This is a genomic window from Collinsella sp. TF11-5AC, assembly GCF_003436775.1.
GTDB lineage: Bacteria > Actinomycetota > Coriobacteriia > Coriobacteriales > Coriobacteriaceae > Collinsella.
In genome coordinates, this window is the sequence record NZ_QSQO01000010.1 from 16716 (window position 1) to 28839 (window position 12124).

10 protein-coding genes are annotated in these 12124 nt (G+C 60.9%); 9 read left to right on the top strand and 1 reads right to left on the bottom strand.

All coding sequences use genetic code 11. The features are described 5' to 3' along the window. The first annotated feature begins 22 nt into the window (after nt 1–22). On the top strand, nt 23–1228 hold the full coding sequence (locus tag DXD16_RS05905; RefSeq protein ID WP_117655444.1) for a DUF362 domain-containing protein: 1206 nt from the start codon (nt 23–25) through the stop codon (nt 1226–1228). A gap of 251 nt (nt 1229–1479) precedes the next feature. Here DXD16_RS05905 and DXD16_RS05910 read toward each other — a convergent pair whose 3' ends face one another. Then, nucleotides 1480–2445 carry an alpha/beta hydrolase gene (locus DXD16_RS05910; RefSeq protein WP_117655445.1) on the bottom strand — a complete coding sequence of 322 codons (966 nt, stop codon included), beginning with the start codon at nt 2443–2445 and terminating at the stop codon, nt 1480–1482. Nucleotides 2446–2631: 186 nt separating this feature from the next. Here DXD16_RS05910 and DXD16_RS05915 point away from each other — a divergent pair, with 186 nt between their 5' ends. The 8 genes from DXD16_RS05915 (at nt 2632) to DXD16_RS05950 (ending at nt 11859) form a co-directional block, all read left to right on the top strand. After that, nucleotides 2632–3315 carry a hemolysin III family protein gene (locus tag DXD16_RS05915; RefSeq protein ID WP_199408127.1) on the top strand — a complete coding sequence of 228 codons (684 nt, stop codon included), beginning with the start codon at nt 2632–2634 and terminating at the stop codon, nt 3313–3315. 108 nt (nt 3316–3423) lie between these two features. Continuing rightward, nucleotides 3424–4797 (top strand): hemolysin family protein, encoded by a 1374-nt coding sequence (locus DXD16_RS05920; protein WP_117655446.1) that lies wholly within the window; start codon nt 3424–3426, stop codon nt 4795–4797. 24 nt (nt 4798–4821) lie between these two features. Continuing rightward, a complete protein-coding gene (locus tag DXD16_RS10480) occupies nt 4822–5655 on the top strand; it encodes a hypothetical protein (protein WP_233502634.1) in 834 nt (277 codons plus the stop codon). Nucleotides 5656–5791: 136 nt separating this feature from the next. Continuing rightward, nucleotides 5792–6181 (top strand): YtxH domain-containing protein, encoded by a 390-nt coding sequence (locus DXD16_RS05930; protein ID WP_117655481.1) that lies wholly within the window; start codon nt 5792–5794, stop codon nt 6179–6181. Beyond that, complete coding sequence (locus DXD16_RS05935; RefSeq protein ID WP_117655447.1) at nt 6181–6936, top strand: PRC-barrel domain containing protein; 756 nt, start codon at nt 6181–6183, stop codon at nt 6934–6936. The genes DXD16_RS05930 and DXD16_RS05935 overlap by 1 nt, the downstream gene beginning before the upstream one ends. 72 nt (nt 6937–7008) lie before the next feature. Beyond that, nucleotides 7009–8415 carry a polysaccharide deacetylase family protein gene (locus DXD16_RS05940; RefSeq protein WP_233502635.1) on the top strand — a complete coding sequence of 469 codons (1407 nt, stop codon included), beginning with the start codon at nt 7009–7011 and terminating at the stop codon, nt 8413–8415. 328 nt (nt 8416–8743) lie between these two features. Beyond that, on the top strand, nt 8744–10588 hold the full coding sequence (locus tag DXD16_RS05945) for a magnesium transporter (protein WP_117655448.1): 1845 nt from the start codon (nt 8744–8746) through the stop codon (nt 10586–10588). Nucleotides 10589–10662: 74 nt separating this feature from the next. After that, a complete protein-coding gene (locus DXD16_RS05950) occupies nt 10663–11859 on the top strand; it encodes an Nramp family divalent metal transporter (RefSeq protein ID WP_117637211.1) in 1197 nt (398 codons plus the stop codon). Nucleotides 11860–12124: the final 265 nt, after the last annotated feature.

Consider the following 12124-nt stretch of genomic DNA (forward strand, 5'->3'; position numbering starts at 1 on the left):
TATAGACCGAGGGGATATATCTATGACCGCAACTGCACCCGCAGCACCAGCAAAGGTGTACTTCACCAACCTGCGCACGCATGCTCGCGAGAGCCAGCTCGACAAACTCAAGCGCCTCATCCGTCGCGCCGGTATTGAGCAGATCGACTTTGAGAACAAGTTCGTCGCCATTAAGATTCACTTTGGCGAGCTGGGCAATCTGAGCTTTTTGCGCCCCAACTACGCCCGCGCCGTCGCGGATGTCGTGAAGGAGCTGGGCGGCAAGCCCTTCCTCACCGACTGCAACACGCTCTATGTCGGCAGTCGCAAAAACGCGCTCGAGCACATCGACACCGCCTACCAGAACGGCTTTACCCCGTATGCCACGGGTTGCCAGATCATCATCGCCGACGGCCTCAAGGGTACCGACGAGGCGCTCGTCCCGGTCGAGGGTGGTGAGTATGTGCGCGAGGCAAAGATCGGCCAGGCACTCATGGATGCCGACATTGTGATCAGCCTTACGCACTTTAAGGGCCATGAGCAGGCGGGCTTTGGCGGCGCCATGAAGAACCTGGGCATGGGCGGCGGCAGCCGTGCCGGCAAGATGGAGCAGCATGCCGCCGGCAAGCCGAGCGTCGATACTACCAACTGCGTGGGTTGCCGTGCCTGCGAGAAGATTTGCGCGCACAGCGCCATCACGTTTGACGGTACGCGTGAGCGCGAGCTTGCCAACGGCAGCACCCGCACGGTTCACGTGGCTGCCATCGACCACGATCGCTGCGTGGGCTGCGGACGCTGCATTGCGGCGTGCAACCAGGACTGCATCAAGCCCGACTATGATGCCGCGGCCGACGTACTCAACTACAAGATCGCCGAGTATACGAAGGCCATTGTCCAGGATCGCCCCAGCTTCCATATTTCGCTCGCAATGGACATCAGCCCCAACTGCGACTGCCATCCCGAGAATGACGCGCCTATCGTCAACGATATCGGCATGTTCGCGAGCTTCGACCCGGTCGCCATCGATCAGGCCTGCGCCGACGCTGTCCTGGCGTCCGAGCCGCTGCCTAACACCGAGCTTACCGACAGCGCGGCCAAGATGGAGCATAACCACGAGCATTTGGAGGGCGAGCAGGCGCGCGACCCCTTCTGCATCACGCATCCCGACACCGACTGGCGCGCGTGCATCGCGCATGCCGAGAAGATCGGCCTGGGCACGAGCAAGTACGAGCTCATCGAGGTCAAATAGCGCCTAGCTATTGGACAAAACAAGCGCCTTTGTGGCGCAAGTCGAGCAAAAGCCGCCCGTGAGCACAGCGCCCACGGGCGGCTTTTCGGAAGTATGCGGCAAATTTCGAGACCGCCGAGCACACGACGTTTTTTGGCAACAAAACCCCTGATAAATTGTTGATAAAACTGCGGTCTGGTCGGCAGTTCCAGATTTCGCCGCATACTTCCGAAAATAGGGGGTCAGATAAAGCCCCGGACGTTGCTTTTTGCCTAAAAATTCTTTCCGAGGAAGTCGTCGACCGTGTTCCAGTAGAGCTCGGGGTTAACTTGCGCGCTCTTGGCGTGGGTGGCGCCATGGATGGTGAGCTTTTGCTTGACCTTGCTGGCGCACGCGTCGTAGTTTTGGTCGAGCATGTCGTACGGCACAAAGGTGTCCTGGTCGCCGTGGATAAACAGCATGGGAACCGTCGCGTGTTTGAGTTGCTCCACACTGCTCGCCTTATGAAAGTCGTAGCCCGCGCGCACGTTGCACACCAGGTTGGCCACATCGAGCAAAGGAAAACTGGGCAGCCCAAATACATCCTTGAGCTGCAGAGAAAACTCGTCCCAAACACTCGTATAACCACAGTCCTCGATAATGCATTTCACGTTTGCGGGCAGAGATTCCCCCGCGACGTCCATGGCGGTTGCCGCACCCATCGACTCGCCAAAGACCAGGATGCGCGCCTCGGGGTCAGCCTGAACGATTCGCTCGATCCATGCGACGACATCGAGCCGCTCGGGCCAGCCCATGCCGATATAGTCGCCGCCGGAGCGCTCGTGGGCACGGGCGGCAGGCGCGAGCACGTTCATGCCGCGGTCATGGAATCGTTTGGCGTATCGGGCCATACCGATGGGCTCATCGGTGTATCCGTGTAGGCAGATAGCGTAATTGTGCGTGCTCTCTGGGGCGGCAAAATACCAAGCGGCAAGTTCGGTTCCGTCATCTGCGGTGAGGCTGCTGCTCTCGCGGTTCTCTTTAAACCATGCCCGCGCCTCGGTTCCCTCGGCATCCGGCTGCTCACTTTCTTTGTCGTCCTTGCCGTCCTGCATCATCTTCATGGTGTATGGCGCGCGGGGATTCAGCGCGAAGTCAAACAGAAAGTTGCCGGCAAATCCGAGCAGTGCAATGACAACCACCAGTGCAACGATGCCGGCTATCTTGAGCTTTCGATGGGAATGTGCGTTTTGAGCCATGCGGTATTCTCCTATAACATGTTAATACATCAACATTTAAAACAAGCGCATTATGGATGTTCGCCGTTGACGCGTCAACAGGCAAAGAATGGGTAAACAAAGGGTCACGTATGGTGCAAATTTCGCATGTACCCAGACGCTTTGATATAGTGTTGAGAACTCTTTACATTGGAGGATGTAACCGGCATGTCCGATTCGAGCGACAGTTCTAAGCCGCGACCCAAGACCGCGGCCGTTCCACACTACACGGTGGGCGAGGAGATCATGAACTCCGTCACCCATGGTGTCGGCTGCCTGCTGGGTATCGCGGGCCTGGTGCTCCTGATCGTATTCGCTGCCCTGCGCGGCGGAGGCCCGGCCCACATGGCCGCGGCGATTGTCTATGGTGTCAGTATCATCCTCGAATACCTAGCCTCCACGCTCTACCACGCGATTCAGCCCGCGCGCGCCAAGCGCGTGTTTCGCATCATCGACCACAGCTGCATCTACCTGCTCATAGCCGGCAGCTATACCCCGTTTTGCCTCATCACGCTCGCAAACGACGGCGGCCCTGCGCTGTTCTTTGCCGTGTGGGCCATCGCCATCGTCGGGATCGCCCTCGAGTGCTTTTTGCGCGAACGTCAGCCGCATTGGGTAAGCGGCCTGGTCTATCTGCTGATGGGCTGGCTCGTCGTCTTTAAGCTGCCCGAGCTCGTGGCGCTGCTGAACCCCGTGGCACTCGCCCTGCTCGCCGTCGGCGGCGTGTGCTATACCGTGGGCGTGCCGTTCTATATCGCCAAAAACGTGCGCTATCTGCACAGTGTTTTCCACTTGTGGGTGCTCGCCGGCAGCATCTTCCAGTTCATGGCGGTGATCCTCTTCGTAATCTAGCGACCACGCCCACGGCCCCGCTCGCACGGGCAACCGGCGCAATTGCCCTATCCGTCACCTACGCTTACTACCCAACGTCCCGAATCTTGGAGGTTCGAGAAACTCCCGATGGACATAACCATCTCCCTTATTACCACGCTCGTTTTAACGCTTATCAACGGCTACTTCTCCATGTCCGAGATGGCTCTCACCACGGCTAAGCGCGCCGTGTTGGAACACGATGCCGAGGAGGGCGATAAGCGCGCCGAGCGCGCCGTCCAGCTTGCCGCCGATTCCGACCAGCTGCTCGCCACCATTCAGGTCGCCATCACGCTCGTGGGCTTCGCCTCGTCCGCCGTCGCCTCGACGAGCCTGTCCGACCCGCTCGCCACATGGCTCATGAGCTTTGGCATCGCGCCGCTTTCCGCCATCGCGCGTGGCCTGGCGCCGGTCATCATCACCGTCGCGGTCGCCTTTGTGTCCATCGTGATCGGCGAGCTCGTGCCCAAGCGCATCGGCCTTGCTAACGCCGAGGGCGTATCCAAACAGGTCGTGGGACCGCTCTCCGTGTTCCAAAAGATCGCCCGCCCGCTCGTGTGGCTGACCGGTGCCTGCTCCGACGGCCTGGCCCGCATCCTGCGCATCAAGAGCGCCGATGACCGCCAGAACGTCTCGGAGGAAGAAATCAAGTACATGGTCTCGGAGCAGGACGACCTGCTCGACGAGGAAAAGCGCATGATCCACGAGATCTTTGACCTGGGCGACACCGTTGCCCGCGAGGTCATGGTGCCGCGCGTGGACACCACCATGTGCGAGGACGACGAGACGGTCGCCGACGTGTTGTCCACCATGCGCCAGACCGGCTTCAGCCGCATCCCCGTCTATCACGAGGATCCCGACAACGTCGCGGGCATCGCGCACATCAAGGACCTGATCCAGCCCGCGCTCGACGGCAAGGGCGACCAGCCCATCGCCGGCTTTTTGCGCGACGCCACCTTTGTGCCCGACACCAAGGACATCCTGCCGCTGCTGTCCGAGATGCAGACCTCGCACGACCAGATCGTGGTCGTCGTGGATGAGTACGGCGGCACGGCCGGCATCATCACCATCGAGGACATCGTCGAGGAGATCGTGGGCGAGATCGAGGACGAGTTCGACCCCGACAACAAGTACCTCACGCGCCTTTCGCGCCGCGAGTGGCTCGTTGATGGGCGTTTTTCGTGCGATGACGCGATTGAGCTTGGTTGGCCGCTTGAGGAAAGCGATGATTATGAGACCATCGCCGGCTGGATTTTGGAGCTTTGCGACTCGGTGCCCGACATCGGAGAGGTGTTTGAGGTCGCGGGGTACAAGTTTAAAGTGCAGTCGATGCGTGGCCAGCGCATCTCGCTCATTCGCGTGATCGCTCCGGCCGAAACCGATAAGAAGGATTCCGAGTCTTCGGTAGACGAGCCGACGACGTCGGGTGCGGGTTCCGCGAATCCGCACGACGGCGACGAGTAGGACAAGGAAGAGTAGGGGAGAGTTATGGCAGGCCTGTTCAACATCCTTAAGGTCACCGTCAGCGAGGACAAGATCTGCGCGCACGTGCTGGTGAACCCCGGCATGCCGCTCATGACCTCGGAGGATATCGAGGCCACGGCGCGCGTGTACTACCTGGTGCCGGCGATTGCCAAGCACCTGTGCCTGGGCGATTCCGGCCGCGAGTTCCAGGACTGCATGGGTCAGACCGAGCTCTGCCACCTGCTGGAGCACGTGACGGTCGAGCTCATGAACGAGACCGGTCTTGCCGGTAGCATCTCGTGCGGCCGCACGCGCGTAAGCGAGCATGACGAGCGTGTCTTTGAGGTCGAGCTTTCGTGCCCCGACGACGCACTGGCCATCGGTGCGCTGTCGTCGGCCACCTTTATGATGGACTGGGCGTACCTGCACGCCGACCAGCCTGCCCCCGACGTGGAAGGCACGGTCGCGGGCCTGCGCAACCTGGTGCTGGGCATGCGCGCCGAGGCCGAGGGCAAGGATCCTCACGAGGCCGTCGCCGCTGCGAACGGCGAAGATGCTGCCGAGGACGAGGGCGCTGACGAGGGCGATGTGCCGGTCGACGCCGAGCCCGTTGCCGATGCGACCGCCGAGCCCGTTCCCACCGAGCCCCAGGGCGTCCCCAACTTTGACGACGAGCCCCAGGTGGCGATTGATACCGAGGGCGCGGTTGCCGAGAACCACGAGGCCTCCGCTGCCGTCTTTGGCGGTGCGGCGACGGTTCCGGTAGGACCTGCGCATGAGGGCGGCCTGCCGCTCGTGGACGGCGCCGGCGAGGACCCGGGTGCCACGGTGGCCATGCCGGCTATGCCCCAGGAGTAGGCCTACGCGTTTATCACCATCACGTACCTGCGCCTTTGCCGTACGCAGATGAGCGGAGCGGCAAGCGATGCGCTGCGGGTATAATGGACAGCATTCAAACGGTGGGCACCGACGTGCCCGCAGGAGAGGAATGATCATGGGTAAGACTTTCAGCTTTGTCTCCGGCGCACTTTTTGGTGCCGCTGCCGGCGCTATTGTCGGCGTTGCTCTGGCCCCGCGCTCGGGCGCCGAGACCCGCGCCATGGCTGCCGATATCGCCAATGACGCCTGGGACAATATGCGCGACACCTACGAGCACAGCGCCGAGGAGGCCCGTGCTGCGGTGAATGACTTTGGCCCGATGGTCGACGCCAAGACCGACGACCTGCGCGCCAAGGTCGACCTGGCCCGCGAGCGCATGGACCAGCTGCGCGAGCAACTCAACGACGCCATTTCGGGCGGCAACGTGACGCCTGCCGCCGACGTCGTGGTCGAGAACGCCGTCGAGGCTGATGCCGAGGCTGCGGAGCCCTCGACCGAGGCATAATGCGCGCCGGGGATTTTGTCGGCGCCAAGATCTATCGCAAGCCTACCGAGGACAAGCGCACCAAAAAGGACGGCACGCCGCGCAGCCCTAAAAAGCTCGGAAAGATTCACTTTCCGGTCTTTACCCCGGGCGGTACGCGCGTGGTCGGCTTTATGGTCCGCCAGTCCGATATCGCGGGCATGATCGAGCGTCCCGATCGATTCGTAGCGCTCGACGCCATTGGCGTCTACGAGGGCGCCATTGCGGTCGATGACGTCAAGGACACGTACGATGCCGCCGCCGCCAAGCGCCTCGACATCAACCTGGACGATTGCATCATCTGGGTCGGTATGGACGTGCGCACGGAATCGGGCGACGTCGTGGGCTATTGCTCGGACGTTGAGTTCAAGCCACGTTCGGGCATCGTGCAGTCATTCTATGTGACCGCCGGTGCTGCTTCGAGTGTTTTGGTTGGTGACACGCAGGTGCCGCCGACGATGCTACGCGGCTACGAGAACGGCGCGATGGTCGTCTCGGACGAGGTCAAGTCGCTTGGGTATTCGGGCGGTGCGGCCGCCAAGGCCGCCGAGGCCAGCGTCGTGGTGGGCGACAAGGTCAAAAAGGGCGCCAAGGTGCTCGACGACAAGGGATCGGTCGCCGTGGACAAAGGCAGTCGCGCACTGGGCAAGCAGCTCGGCAAGACGCGCGGCATGTTCAAGGCCTTTAAGGACGAATACCAAAAGGCGAGCGGAGGCTCGTCAAAAGCTACAAAATAGCGACGTACCAAATGATGGGAGGCAAGCCGGAGACCTGTTGCTCCGGCTTGCTGTGTTTATGGGGGAGGGCACATGCGCCAAAACGGATCCAACTTAAACGGGCGTTCGGGTGCGCGTCCGACGGCGCGCCGCGACCTGGGGCAGCTGCCCAGCGGTCAGCGCCGTCGCCGCCGTAAGCCCGGCGCGATGTACCTCAACCATAGCCGCGGGTTTAGCGACCGCAGCGCGCGCATCGGCAACGGGCGCTCGCCGCGCCGACCGTCCCGTCTGCCCTATGCGCTCATTGCCGTGGGCTGTGCGCTCGTGCTGTTTATCGCTGCCGTCGTGGGCTACGTCAACCGCAGCGTGGACGTGGAACTTAACGGGCAAAAGACCGCGGTGCGCGTGGGCTCTACGCTGCAGAATCTCATCGACGACCAGGAGTTGACCGATACCTACGACGCAGGCGACCTGCTGGCCGTCGATGACAGCGTGCTCAAGCGCCATGGCGGCGAAAAGCTGTCGGTTAAGGTGGACGGCAAGCGCATAAAACAGGGCAAATGGGATAGCCGCGAACTTGAGGGCGGCGAGAAGGTGACGGTCAAGGATGGCCGTAACACCTACGAGAAGCACGAGGTTCAGGCTACGGTTATCGAGCCCAAGCTCAAGGTCGAGGGCACGGGCGCTATCGAGTATGTGCAGACATGGGGTGTCCAGGGCCGCTCCGAGGTGTGGGTTGGTGAGCAGTCGGGCAAGACGCAGGACCGCGGCGAGGTTGTGCCCGCCACCGATTGCGTCGTTGCGTGCGCCAGCGTGGCGCCCAAGGGCAACAAAAAGTACGTGGCGCTGACGTTTGACGAGGGTCCGAGCGGCGCCACCAAACAGATCTTGCAGGTGCTCAAGGAAAAGGGCGTTACCGCGACGTTCTTCCTTTCGGGCGATGCGGCCGAGGCCTCGCCTGCCACGGCCAAGGCGATTGTCGATGCCGGGTGCGAGATCGGATCCAACAGCTACAGCGACGATTCGCTCAAGGGTCAGGACCGTGAGACGGTACGCGAACAGATCACGAAAGGCACCGATGCGATTAAGTCGGCGACCGGCGTGAAGACGATGCTGCTGCGTGCTCCCTACGCTGCCTTTGACGAGCAAAACTGGATTGATGCGATGGACCTGGTCTCCGCCGTGGTCTCGTGGAATATTGACTCGGGCGACTGGCTGCTCAACGGTGCCGACGAGCAGGTCTCAACGGTGCTCGATTCGGTGACGCCGGGCAATATCGTGCTGCTCACCGATAGAGACGAATGCGCCGAGCAGACGCTCGAGGCGCTGCCGCAGATTATCGACGGTCTTGTCGCCGACGGATACAAGATCGTGACGCTCAGCGACCTGGTCAAGACGGACACATCGCTCAGCAAAAAGCTCACCTCGCTGACGAAGGTCACCATGCCCAAGGACGCCGTGTTCCCCCAACTTGCCGAGGACGATGACACCACAGAGTAGTCATTGGGTAGTCGTTTAAGAACGTCCCCAAGGGCTATGTCACGGATACGTCAGCGTTTGGTATGCCTGCAATGTGCAGCGCATAAATTCGATGCCGCAGGGCGATGCTGATGCTATAGTTACTGCGGTTAATGAGGGTCAAGAGAAAGGTTACAGGTGAAATCCAAACCTCGACCATACAGTCGATGACCCCATGCAGGTGCTTTTTGCGCATGCACGGGGTGTAAGCGTCGAGCGGCGTGCCGCCCGCGCATGCGTATACATATCCAGAAGCCCCCGGACGCCGCACGCGCGGCCGCGTCCGGAGGAATAATGATGGGGAGCACCATTGAATTATCTGAGTGAGATGCTCAAATTGCCGGTCTTGGACGTCGACGGCGAAAAGCTCGGCGTGGTCAACGATTTTGGCATTGCTACCGGCGAAGTTTTTCCGCACGTGACGTCGCTCGCGTTCCGCGGCCCCGGCAAGACGCCGTTTATGATCAGCTGGCGCAAATGGGTCGACCGTATCGACGAGACGGGCGTGTATCTCAACACGTCTGCCACCAATATTCGCTTCTCGTACCTGCAGCCGACCGAGCTCCTGCTGGCGCGCGACGTGCTCAATAAGCAGATCGTCGACACGCAGGGCATGAAGGTCGTGCGCGTCAACGACATCAAGTTTTCCATGTCGGGCGAAAACCAGCTGCGCCTGTTGGGTGCCGAGGTCGGTGCCCGCGGTCTGCTGCGCGCGATCAGCCCCGCACTCGAGCACGTCGTCGAGGGCTTTATGAAGCACCTGGGCAAGCCGCTCAGCGAGGACATCATCGCTTGGTCCTACATGGACCTGCTCGACCGCTCGACTAAAAACATCCAACTCTCGGTGTCGCACAAGACGCTCGGCGAGCTGCACCCTGCCGACATCGCCGACATTATCGAGCAGCTCGACCCGCGCCTGCGTGCGCAGGTGTTTGCGCAGCTCGATACTGCCCAGGCCGCCGAGGCCATCTCGGAGTTCGATGACGACGAGCTTATGACCGAGATGCTCGAGGGCCTGTCCGACACCGACGCATCGTCGATGCTGGCCATGATGGACCCGGACGACGCTGCCGACCTGATCGACGAGCTTGATTACGAGAAGGCCGAGAAGCTCCTGCGCCTGATGGGCGTCAAGGAGGAGAAGGCGATTCGTAACCTGCTGGGGTATGAGGACAACACCGCCGGCCGCATCATGACCTCGGAGTTTGTCTCCCTGCCCGCAACGGCAACGGTCGGTGATGCCATCGAGGCGATTCGCGAGCTCGACGAGGACTTCGAGAGCGTCTACTACGTCTATACCGAGGATCCGAGCGGCATGCTGACTGGCGTGCTTTCGCTGCGCACGCTGATCGTGGCCGATCGCGACGCCACGCTGGGCCAGCTGGCCTATCGCGATCTGGTTTATGTGTCGCCCGACGATGACCAGGAAGACGTAACGGACGAGATGACCAAGTATGACCTGGTCGCCATCCCCGTCTGCGACGAGAACCGCCACATCCTGGGTATCGTGACCTTCGACGACGCCATGGACGTTATCGCCGAGGAGCATCAGGAGGACCTGCAGATCGCCGGTGTCGGCTCGGGCGACAGCGCGTCCGATGACTCGACGAATGTGCTCAGCTGGTTCGTGCATCGCCAGTACTGGGTTGTTGTATGGGGCATCGCGTCGTGCATTATAGCGACCGTGCTGGGAACGGCGCTCGGCTCCGCGCATCTGGTGGTGTTCCCCATGTGCGCCATGCCGCTCGTGCTGCTGGCGGCCTCGCGCATGGTGTCGTTCGTCAAGAACTACTTCCTGGAGTATGACGGTCACGACGACGAGCCCAAGCCGTATCTGGGGTTTTTCTTCCAGAGCACGGGCATGGGCCTGATTCTGTCACTCGTGACCTACCTGTGCGCCCAGCTGGTGCGCACCGCTGCGTTCCTCGATGCGCCCATGTTTGAGGAGCAACTCTTTACCGGGTGTTTTAATATCGCTGCCATCATTTGCCTGGTTGGCAACATGAGCGCCGTGATTTACCTGATGGTGCTGTTCTGGCGTGACGAGCATGACCTCAACACGTCGGGCACCGCCATGAACGTCATTGCCGTCATGATTTCGTGTGTGGCGTATTGCATCGCCGCGGTGCTGCTCGCCATGTCAGTCATGGGTTAGGTGGTCGCGTGCAAAATACCAAGCAAAAGTCGGGTACCAAGCAAAAGCTGACCATCGCGGCCATCTTTGGCGCTATGGGCCCCGGTCTGCTGGCGGCGCTTTCGGGCAATGACGCCGGCGGCATTGCAACGTATTCCAGTGCGGGCGCCAGCTATGGCTACAAGATGCTCTGGATGCTTCCCGTCATGACTGTGCTGCTCATCGTGACGCAGGAGACCGCGGCGCGTTGCGGCTGCGTGACGGGCAAGGGCCTGGCATCGCTCATTCGCGAGCGCTTTGGCGTGCGCAAGAGTGTACTTGCTATGGCGGCGCTGTTGATCGCCAACACGGCTGTGACCATTTCGGAGTTTGCGGGCATCGCCAGCGGTCTTGCTCTCTTTGGCGTGCCGGCGAGCATCTCGGTGCCGTTGGTGGCGCTGCTGGTATGGATGCTTACCATGTCGGGTAGTTTCCAGCGCATCGAGAAGATTTTGCTGCTGGTAAGCTGCGTGTTCGTGACCTACATCGTCGCCGCGTTTATGGCCGGCCCCAACTGGGGCGAGGTCGCGGTCGACTTGGTCGTCCCCAATATTCAAAACGACCCCAGCTACGTGTCGCTCGTGGTCGCAACGATCGGTACCACCATCGCACCGTGGATGATCTTTTTGGCGCAGAACAACGTGGTCGATAAGAACGCGGGCGAGGACGACATCGTGCTGCAGCGTATTGATACCGTGAGCGGCTCGCTTGCTGCCGATGTCATTGCCGGCTTTATTATCATCACGACCGGTACGGTGTTGTTCCCGGCGGGTATTCAGATTAGCGATGCCGCCGATGCTGCCCGCGCGCTGGAGCCTATTGCGGGTCAGTGGTCCACGGTACTGTTTGCCTCGGGCTTGGTCGCGGCGAGCTTCTTGGCCGCCTGCGTGCTGCCGGGCGTTACGTCGAGCGCTATCTGCGAGGCATTTGGCTGGGAGCGCGGTGCCGACCGCAGCTGGGACGAGGCCCCGGTCTATCGCGGCATCATTACGGCCATCATCGGTATCTCTGCCGTGCTGGTGCTTATGCCCGGCGTCGATCTGTTCCAGATTATGATGACCTCGCAGGTCATCAATGGCGTGCTGCTGCCCGTGGTTCTGGTGTTCCAGGTAGTTATTGCCGCTGACCGTCACATTATGGGCACTAACCGCAACGGCCGCGTGTGGAATGTGCTCACTTGGGCGACTATCGGTGTGATTACGGTGCTGACGGTCGTCATGTTTGTTCTGCAGGCGATGGGTTACAGCGCTTAGCGCCTCTTTTGGACTCCAAACAGGCCGCAGCGATGGACTGCGGCCTGTTTTTTGCCCGCTATAGGGCGTTAGTTATATGGCAGTGGACAAAAAATGCCAAATATGAGTACTGTTGCCTTGCCGATAGCATTTACGACCAAGAAAATAATGAACATAGTTAAGAATCTGTTTATTAAAAGCGGGTCTCCAAGTCCTAAGCCGGCCATTCTGGTCAACTGGAAGGGTCGCGCGCTACCGCAGGGGCGCCATTTTGGGTGGTTTTGCC

Bases quoted from the DNA above. Each gene is read 5' to 3' on its own strand.
- DXD16_RS10480 (WP_233502634.1), top strand. From the start codon at position 4,822: ATGGCAGGCCTGTTCAACATCCTTAAGGTCACCGTCAGCGAGGACAAG.
- DXD16_RS05950 (WP_117637211.1), top strand. From the start codon at position 10,663: ATGGGCCCCGGTCTGCTGGCGGCGCTTTCGGGCAATGACGCCGGCGGC.
- DXD16_RS05920 (WP_117655446.1), top strand. From the start codon at position 3,424: ATGGACATAACCATCTCCCTTATTACCACGCTCGTTTTAACGCTTATC.
- DXD16_RS05910 (WP_117655445.1), bottom strand. From the start codon at position 2,445: ATGGCTCAAAACGCACATTCCCATCGAAAGCTCAAGATAGCCGGCATC.
- DXD16_RS05940 (WP_233502635.1), top strand. From the start codon at position 7,009: ATGCGCCAAAACGGATCCAACTTAAACGGGCGTTCGGGTGCGCGTCCG.
- DXD16_RS05905 (WP_117655444.1), top strand. From the start codon at position 23: ATGACCGCAACTGCACCCGCAGCACCAGCAAAGGTGTACTTCACCAAC.
- DXD16_RS05930 (WP_117655481.1), top strand. From the start codon at position 5,792: ATGGGTAAGACTTTCAGCTTTGTCTCCGGCGCACTTTTTGGTGCCGCT.
- DXD16_RS05935 (WP_117655447.1), top strand. From the start codon at position 6,181: ATGCGCGCCGGGGATTTTGTCGGCGCCAAGATCTATCGCAAGCCTACC.
- DXD16_RS05915 (WP_199408127.1), top strand. From the start codon at position 2,632: ATGTCCGATTCGAGCGACAGTTCTAAGCCGCGACCCAAGACCGCGGCC.